This is a genomic window from Kitasatospora sp. MBT66, from assembly GCF_000710405.2.
In the GTDB taxonomy this organism is placed as follows: domain Bacteria; phylum Actinomycetota; class Actinomycetes; order Streptomycetales; family Streptomycetaceae; genus Kitasatospora; species Kitasatospora purpeofusca.
The window spans coordinates 453,845-454,495 of sequence record NZ_JAIY01000004.1; the positions used below are offsets into that span (position 1 = coordinate 453,845).

General features: G+C 81.9%; 1 pseudogene. It reads left to right on the forward strand.

Annotated features, from left to right (window positions below):
- Positions 1 to 651, forward strand: a pseudogene (locus BI06_RS50450) (hypothetical protein); the annotation flags it as partial.

Genomic DNA, 651 nt, shown 5'->3' on the forward strand with positions numbered 1-651 from the left:
CGAGCCCGGCACCGACCCGGCGCCGGTCGTCGAGCGCCGGGGCCGGCGCGGGCGCCCCGCCCTCGAGCAGCCGACCGCCGACCGCGAGACCGCCCAGGACGCCCCCGGCACCGGCGGCCGCCCGGACATCCCGGCCGACCAGTGGCCGAACGCCCCGGCCCGGATCGAGCGCGCCGTCCCCGAGCAGTGGAACGGCACTGGCAACGACCCCGCGTACGGGCGGCAGGGCCTCGGCGGCCCGAACGACCCGCAGAGCGACCCCTGGGGCAAGGACGACGGCCGCTCCGGCACCGCCTACGCCGTTCCGGTCGACGCCGGACACCCGGCCCCGACCCCGGCCCCGACCTCGGGTGACGGAGCCGCCGGCCCGGACGGCGAGCGCCGGACCGCCGACGCTCCGGCCGGCCCGCGCACACCGATCGCCCTCGGCCCCGGCCCCTCCCCGGAGGAGCCGGCGGCCGGCCGGGGCGGTCAGGACGGCACGGGAAGTCCGGACGAGTCCGGCTCCGAGCCCCGGCCGTCCCGGCGCCGCCGCGCGCTGCCCGGCAACGAGGACTCCTCCGGCGGCTTCGCGCTGCCCGGCGTTCCCGAGACCCCCGTCTACCCCGGGCTGGAGCACGCCCTGCCGGCGGGTCCGGCCCCGGCTCCGGC